Annotated in this window: 8 protein-coding genes and 1 pseudogene; 5 read left to right on the top strand and 4 right to left on the bottom strand. The window is 65.7% G+C overall.

Annotated features, from left to right (window positions below):
* Nucleotides 1-127: 127 nt before the first annotated feature.
* The gene (locus tag ACIDOCELLA78_RS000000106090; RefSeq protein ID WP_249675895.1) at nt 128-457 is read left to right on the top strand and encodes an EAL domain-containing protein; all 330 of its coding nucleotides are present in this window, start codon (nt 128-130) and stop codon (nt 455-457) included.
* 30 nt (nt 458-487) lie between these two features.
* Here the strand turns inward: ACIDOCELLA78_RS000000106090 and ACIDOCELLA78_RS000000106085 are convergent, their stop codons facing one another.
* On the bottom strand, nt 488-889 hold the full coding sequence (locus ACIDOCELLA78_RS000000106085; protein WP_249675892.1) for a chromate transporter: 402 nt from the start codon (nt 887-889) through the stop codon (nt 488-490).
* A 106-nt stretch (nt 890-995) separates the two neighbouring features.
* A complete protein-coding gene (locus ACIDOCELLA78_RS000000106080; RefSeq protein WP_201728826.1) occupies nt 996-1,541 on the bottom strand; it encodes a chromate transporter in 546 nt (181 codons plus the stop codon).
* Between the two features lie 24 nt (nt 1,542-1,565).
* Between ACIDOCELLA78_RS000000106080 and ACIDOCELLA78_RS000000106075 the strand changes: the two genes are divergently transcribed.
* The 4 genes from ACIDOCELLA78_RS000000106075 to pstA all read left to right on the top strand — a co-directional run bounded on the left by ACIDOCELLA78_RS000000106075 (nt 1,566) and on the right by pstA (nt 5,231).
* Nucleotides 1,566-2,129, top strand: a complete 564-nt coding sequence (locus ACIDOCELLA78_RS000000106075; protein WP_201728825.1) for a hypothetical protein — start codon at nt 1,566-1,568, stop codon at nt 2,127-2,129.
* Nucleotides 2,130-2,243: 114 nt separating this feature from the next.
* A complete protein-coding gene (pstS, locus tag ACIDOCELLA78_RS000000106070; RefSeq protein WP_201728824.1) occupies nt 2,244-3,320 on the top strand; it encodes a phosphate ABC transporter substrate-binding protein PstS in 1,077 nt (358 codons plus the stop codon).
* A gap of 83 nt (nt 3,321-3,403) precedes the next feature.
* A complete protein-coding gene (gene pstC / locus ACIDOCELLA78_RS000000106065) occupies nt 3,404-4,378 on the top strand; it encodes a phosphate ABC transporter permease subunit PstC (protein ID WP_201728823.1) in 975 nt (324 codons plus the stop codon).
* Nucleotides 4,362-5,231 (top strand): phosphate ABC transporter permease PstA, encoded by an 870-nt coding sequence (gene pstA, locus ACIDOCELLA78_RS000000106060; RefSeq protein ID WP_201728822.1) that lies wholly within the window; start codon nt 4,362-4,364, stop codon nt 5,229-5,231. Before pstC ends, pstA begins: the two co-directional genes overlap by 17 nt.
* A gap of 119 nt (nt 5,232-5,350) precedes the next feature.
* Here pstA and ACIDOCELLA78_RS000000106055 read toward each other — a convergent pair whose 3' ends face one another.
* Nucleotides 5,351-5,749: an MAPEG family protein gene (locus ACIDOCELLA78_RS000000106055; RefSeq protein ID WP_201728821.1), complete on the bottom strand. Its 399-nt coding sequence runs from the start codon at nt 5,747-5,749 to the stop codon at nt 5,351-5,353.
* Between the two features lie 71 nt (nt 5,750-5,820).
* Nucleotides 5,821-6,582, bottom strand: a pseudogene (locus ACIDOCELLA78_RS000000106050) (M3 family metallopeptidase); the annotation flags it as partial.
* Nucleotides 6,583-6,793: the final 211 nt, after the last annotated feature.

Raw genomic sequence — 6,793 nt, 5'->3', positions numbered from 1 at the left:
GGTTGCTCGCCGAAAACGGATGGCTGCGCCGCCGGCTGTCATTCGAGATCACGGAAAGTGCCCAGATCGGCGATCTCGATGCGGCGAACCGCTTCATCCAGGGCTGCGCAGCCGCGGCTACGCAGTGATGCTCGACGATTTCGGAGCTGGCGCCTCCTCGTTCCGCTATCTCTCGGTGCTGGAGGTTGATGCGGTCAAGTTCGACGGGGACGCGATCCGCCACGCCCAGCGGGCGCAGAAGGGCCGTGCCTTTCTCTCGGCACTGACCGAATTGTGCCGGCGGATGGGGATCAGCACGATCGCGGAAATGATCGAAACGCCGGAAGCGCGGGATTTTGTGCGGGAGTGCGGCTGCCACTATGCCCAGGGCTATCTCTATGGCGCGCCGGCGCCGGATATCAGTCGGTTCGCGCGGCTGCCCAAAGCGGCGCTACCGGCAGCGCTTCGGCTCGGCTGAACTCGGTTCGGCAGATCGGGCGCAAGCTGATCAGAACAGCGCAGCCCCGAGTGCGGCGGCAGCGGCAAGCAGAACCAGGGGATGCAGCCTGACGCGGAACGAAACCAGCATGACCACGACTGTGAGCGCCCAGGCCGGCAGACCATGATCGGCCGCGCGAACGACGACCAGGGCGGCGGCAAGGATCAGCCCGCCTGAGACCGGCGTGATCGCCGCTTGCAGGATAAGCCGCCAGCGCGCGCTTCGGAACCGTTCCCACACACCCGCGACCAGAACCGTCAGCAGGCTCGACGGACCGATCATGCCGAGCGTGGCGACCAGCGCGCCAGCCAGACCGGCGACGTGCAGGCCGATCAGCGTCGCGATCAGCATGTTCGGGCCGGGGCTGGTCTGCGCGAGGCCGAACAGGGCGGCGAATTGCGGCGCGCTCATCCAGTGATGGCGACAACGGCACGGGCCATCGCCGGCAGGGTGCTGGCAACGCCGCCGATCGCGATCAGGGACAAGCCGGCGAACAGGCCGAGCAGCACAAGCAGGATCATCGGTGCTGCCGCCAGGCGACGAGCACGGAGAGCGGCGTCGCGATCGCGATGACCACCGGCAACGGCAGGTGCAGAACGCCGAACAGGGCGAAGGCAAGGCCGACCACGCCGGCATGCGCCGGGCGGCGCGCGGCGGGCCAGGCGATGCGCAGCGCGGCGGCCGCGAACAGGCCGGCGGCGCCGGCGGCAAGGCCAAGCAGCGCATGGTGAACGGCCGGGATCGAGCCGATCCGCTCATAGACGGCGCCGAGCCCGATCACGATGGCGACCGGCGCGGCAAGTAGCCCGGCAATCGCGATCATGGCTCCCATCAGGCCGCGCTGGCGCGCACCGAAGGCGGCAGCGAGATTGACCACATTGGGGCCGGGGAGAAACTGGCAGAGGCTGAACAGGTCGGAGAATTCGGCGGCCGTGAGCCAGGCGCGACGCTCGACCATGATGCGCCGGGCAAAAGGCAGAACCCCGCCGAACCCCGACAGGCCGGCGGTGAAAAAGCCGGAGAACAGGCCGGCAAGCGAGGGGCGGGGCGATTCGGCGGTCATTGAAATCATTATGCCCCGGCGCCGATGATCGACAAACCTGAACCGCTCGGGCAGGGTGGCGCCATGAACGATGACGACGGCAACCGCGCAGGCCAACCGGGCGGGGAACTGGCGCTGCGGGCAGGGCCGGCGCGGGCCAATCCACCATTGCCGATGGCATTGATGATCCTGCTCCTTGGACTCGCCGCCCCCTTCGTGTTCGTGCGGACGGCGCAGCCAAGCCCGTTCCTGACCATGATGGCGCTGTTGCTGCCGCTCGCCGGCACGATCGCGGTGATCGGCTCGGTCGGGTCGATGCGGCGGCTCCATGCCGACAGGGCGATACGCGCGCGGGCGGTGATCGGGACGGAAGGAATCACGCTGCACCGCCGCCCCGCCGAGGCCGAGCATCATGCCTGGGCCGATATCGCGAGCGCCGATGTGACGGCAACGGTGCTGACCCTGATCGTGCGCGGCGAGGACGGCAAGCGACTGCGGCGGGCCGTGCGCTATGCCAGGCTGGAGACGCCCGTGGAGATGCTGCGCGGGCGGATCGCGCAGGGGCTGCGCAACGGCGAGAGCGTCACAATGCCGGATCGGTTGTCATAAAAGCTTCATCGACAACCGGTCGCGTTGTCACACTGGATCATCTAGATGCCGTGACAGGACGCAGTGATGCGTTCGCTTGTGAATTCGCCATCGCAACCGAAAGGGAGATCCATCGTGCGATCAGATTCTAAACTGCGGCGCTCCGTTCTGCTGGGTGCCGGCGCCGCTGCGCTCGTCGCCGGCCTTGGCGTCGGCGTCGCGTCGGCCGCCCAGACCGTGACCCTGACCGAGACCGGCTCCTCGCTGCTCTACCCGCTGTTCAACATCTGGGTGCCGCATTTCGAGAAGGCGCATCCGGGTATCCGCGTGACGACGCAGAGCACCGGTTCGGGCACCGGCATCGCGCAGGCGATCAAGGGTCTCGTGCAGATCGGCGCGTCCGACGCTTACATGTCGAACGGCCAGCTCAAGCAGAACCCCGGCATCTTGAACATCCCGCTGGCGATCTCCGCACAGTCGATCAACTACAACCTCCCCGGCCTGAACGGGCACCATCTGGTGTTCTCCGGCCCGGTTCTCGCCGGCATCTATTCCGGCACGATCACCAACTGGGATGCCCCGGCGATCGCGAAGCTCAATCCGGGCGTGAAGCTGCCGAACCACAAGATCATTCCGGTGCACCGCACCGATGGCTCGGGCGATACCTTCATCTTCTCGCAGTATCTGAGCTTCTCGACCCCGGCTTGGAACAGCAAGGTCGGCTACGGCACCAGCGTCTCCTGGCCGGCGGTGCAGGGCGGGCTCGGCGCGCAGGGCAATCCCGGCATGGTCGAGGCGCTGAAGGGCAACAAGTACTCGATCGCTTATGTCGGCGTCAGCTTCGCCAAACAGATCGATGCCGCCCATCTCGGGACCGCGAAGCTGGTCAACCGCGCTGGCAAGGCAGTTCTTCCGACCGCGAAGACCGTCAGCGCCGCCGCCGCCGCGCTGGGTGACAAGACCCCGACCGATGAGCGCATCAGCCTGATCTTCGCGCCCGGCGCGAACAGCTATCCGATCATCAACTACGAATATGCGATCGTGAACAAGAAGCAGGCGAACAAGGCCACCGCGGACGCCGTTAAGACGCTGCTGACGTGGGCCTCCAACGAAGGCAATGCGGAACAGTATCTGAAGCAGGTCCACTTCAAGGCCCTGCCCAAGAAGATCCGCGAGCTGTCCGCGAAGCAGATCGCCCAGATCCAGGGCTGATACACGGCAGGCCGCATGGCTTGACGAGACGACCCCTGCCCTTCCGGCTTCGCCGGAGGGGCAGTTTCGTGTAAAGGGGGCGCATGTCGAAGGTGAAACCGTTCAGGCTGACCATGGCGGCGGTTGCGCTGCTGATCCCGCTGGCGCTGGCCGCCATCGTCTTCTTCCTGGCGCGCTATTCGTGGCAAGCGATCGGGTTCAACGGGCTGCGCTTCCTGTGGACGATCAACTGGAATCTCGGGAACCTCTACGGCAACACGGTGATGCGCCACGGCTACGAGGTGCCACCCGGCGCGAATTACGGAATTCTCGCCTTCATCGTCGGCACGCTGTTCTCTTCCTTCCTCGCGATCCTGTTTGCCGTGCCGGTCAGTGTGGGCGCGGCGATGTTTCTGTCGGAAAAGGCGCCGGCGCGGATGCGCCCCTGGCTGACCATGCTGGTCGAGCTTGTCGCCGTGGTGCCGAGCGTTGTGTTCGGCCTGTGGGGCATTTTCGTGCTGGTGCCGCTGATCGCGAACTGGATCAGCCCGGCGATCACCGCGGTGCTCGGCTTCATGCCCTTCTTCAACATGAACAACAGCACCGGCAGCGGCTACGGGCTGCTCGCCGCCTCGATCGTGCTGGCGCTGATGATCACGCCGATCATCACCACGACGCTTTACGACGCGCTGAACCAGGTGCCGCGCGAATTGAGGGAATCGGCCTATGCGCTGGGGGCGACGCATTTCGAGGTGGTCGCGAATACCATGCTGCCGACGGCCCGCGTCACGCTGATCGGCGGCATCGTGCTGGCCCTCGGCCGCGCGCTGGGCGAAACCATGGCTGTGCTGATGGTCTCGGGCGGCGCGCTGAACTATCTGCCGGGGACGATCTTCACCCCGATCAGCACGATGGCCGCCTTCATCCTCTCGCAGCTCGACAGCGCGCTTCAGGACCCGAGCAACATGGCCGTGAAGTCGCTTGCCGAAATCGCGCTGGTGCTGTTCGTCATCACAGTGCTGGTGAACGCCGTGGCGCGGCTGCTGGTCAGGAGAACGATCAATGCCCGCAATGCATGACGCCATGCCGGCGCGGCTGAACACGCTGGAGCGGCGGCGCTACGCGACGAATATCGCCGGGTGGGGGCTGTGCACCCTGGCCTTCCTGCTGATTGCGGTGCCGCTGCTCGACCTGGTGCTGACGGTGACGCTCAAGGGCGCATCGGCCTTCTCGGTCGCGCTCTTCACCACCTCGACCAACGGGGTCACCGGCGGGCTGCAGAACGCGATCATCGGCACGCTGGTGCTCTCGCTCGGCTCGCTCGTCATCGCCGCGCCGATCGGGATCGGCGCCGGGATCTATCTTTCGGAATACGGCTCGAACCGCCTCGCCGCGACCGTGCGATTCCTGGCCGATACGCTGACCGGCACGCCCTCGATCGTGCTCGGCTATTTCTCCTACATCACGATGGTGATCGGGTTGGGCTGGAAATTCTCGGCGCTGGCCGGGGCGATCACCCTCGCCATCATGGTCGTGCCCTATCTCGCGCGGATCACCGAGCTGTCGCTGCAACGGGTTCCGACGAGCATGCGCGAAGCGGCCTATGCGCTGGGCGCGCGGGACCACACCGTAGCCTCGCGCATCGTGCTGGCGGCGGCGGCGCCGGGGGTGATCACCGGCGTGCTGCTCTCGCTCGCCATCTCGGTCGGCGAGACGGCGCCGCTGATCTATACCGCCGGATGGTCGAACTATCTCTGGACCGGAAAGCTCACCAACGAGCCGATCGGCTATCTGACCTACGTGATCTGGACCTTCATCAACGAGCCGAATCCGCAATCCCACGCCCTCGCCTTCGCCGCGGCGCTGCTCGTGATGCTTGTCGTACTGGCGATCAATATCGGCGTGCGGATGGTAATGCGGCGCGATCCGTGATCAGCTCGCCTGACTGATATCGGCGATCAGCCCGCCGGAGAGGCGGACAAGGTCGCCACGCATGACCGGAAAGACACGGCGGGGCTCTGGCCGCGGGCCAATGCAACCAGCAGCATCTCTCATCTCAGGCGCGCCAGCAGCAGGGCCGCCTCCGCACCAAGGACGAGCCAGGTAATGAGCGCCCCGGGCGCACGGCAGAGGAATTGCTGGGCCGAATTCTCCGGCGCGATCATGCCGAACGGGTGGATGACGCGGGCGACCAGCAGCGGGAAGAGCAACGCATTCATCTCAAGCCGCCCTGCCCCGCTCGCTTCCAGCAGGGCGGCGAGAAGCAGGATCAGCGGGACGTATTCGGCGAAATTCGCATGGGCGCGGATGCGGCGGGCGAGGCGATCGTTGCCGCCATCGCCGTGGATCACCCGGAAGCCGAAGCGGCCGAAGCCGACCCAGAGCGAGAGGACGAGATAGATCAGGGCGAGCAGGGCGCCATAGCCAGCGGCGACGGTGGGGAAGGTCATTCTTCGGCTTCCGGTCTGGAGCACTTTCCGGTCCTTCCGGATCGGATGTCGTGCTCTATCATGTTGATGGTCTATGACAGATCCAGCGCCTGCGCGGCGGCGCGCACGGCATCGCGCAGGGCGCCCGGGGTAAAGGGCGAGATGAGGCCGGCGGCCGCGACCAGGCCGCCGAAGGGGCGGGAGCCGCCGAGGCCGCAGAGATCCACATAGGTATCCAAGGCAGCACGCTCGTCACGCTGCGAGGTGACCCAGAATTGCAGCGCGCAACACTGCGCCAGGGTGTAGTCGATATAGTAGAAGGGCGAGCGGTAGATATGCATCTGCGCCTGCCAGCGGCCGCCCATCGCGGGGTAGGTAAGGTCGCCCCAGTCCCGCCATGGCAAATAGAGCTGTTCGAGGCGGCGCCAGATCGCGTGGCGTTCGGCGGGCGTAAGGTCGGGATTGGCGTAGATCTCGTGCTGGAAGTGATCAACGCAGACGCCGTAGGGCAGGAATTCCAGCGCGCCGATCAGGTGCATCCGCCGGTAGCGCGCGGTGGCGGCGCCGAACATTGGCTCGATATGCGGATGGGCGAGAAATTCCAGGCTCATCGAATGGATTTCCGCCGCCTCCATGGTCGGCCAGAAATAGTCCGACACCGGCAAATGCCGGCTCCTGTAGTTCTGGAAGGCGTGGCCCATCTCATGGGTGAACACGTCGACATCGTGATGCGTGCCGTTGAAATTGGCGAAGATGAACGGCATGCCGACGCTCGGGAAACTGGTGCAGAACCCACCGCCGGCCTTGGCCGGGCGGTTGTCGAGATCCATGAAACCGCCCTTGTGCTGATTCCGGGCTCAATTCGCCCGGGATTCCGAGATTAACTCGCCCGGGATTCCGGGAATTATTCGCCCACCTATTCCGAGATTAATTCGCCCACCTGTTCCGACTTTTATTCGCCCAGGCGGGCGGGGTTGGCCGGGTTGGCTTGAGGTCTCTGCTGGCTGGTTCAGGTTCCCTCCCTTTGGCTGATCGAGGGAGCGGATGAATGCCAGTGGAGCGGAT

The sequence above is a fragment of the Acidocella sp. C78 genome (genome assembly GCF_907164655.1).
The sequence above is the reverse complement of the archived record's forward strand: the minus strand, read 5'-3'. Positions and strand labels throughout refer to the sequence as shown.

Coding starts and splice junctions, on each gene's coding strand:
- ACIDOCELLA78_RS000000106090 (WP_249675895.1), top strand. CDS start 128: ATGCTCGACGATTTCGGAGCTGGCGCCTCCTCGTTCCGCTATCTCTCG.
- ACIDOCELLA78_RS000000106085 (WP_249675892.1), bottom strand. CDS start 889: ATGAGCGCGCCGCAATTCGCCGCCCTGTTCGGCCTCGCGCAGACCAGC.
- ACIDOCELLA78_RS000000106080 (WP_201728826.1), bottom strand. CDS start 1,541: ATGACCGCCGAATCGCCCCGCCCCTCGCTTGCCGGCCTGTTCTCCGGC.
- ACIDOCELLA78_RS000000106075 (WP_201728825.1), top strand. CDS start 1,566: ATGATCGACAAACCTGAACCGCTCGGGCAGGGTGGCGCCATGAACGAT.
- pstC (WP_201728823.1), top strand. CDS start 3,404: ATGTCGAAGGTGAAACCGTTCAGGCTGACCATGGCGGCGGTTGCGCTG.
- pstA (WP_201728822.1), top strand. CDS start 4,362: ATGCCCGCAATGCATGACGCCATGCCGGCGCGGCTGAACACGCTGGAG.
- ACIDOCELLA78_RS000000106055 (WP_201728821.1), bottom strand. CDS start 5,749: ATGACCTTCCCCACCGTCGCCGCTGGCTATGGCGCCCTGCTCGCCCTG.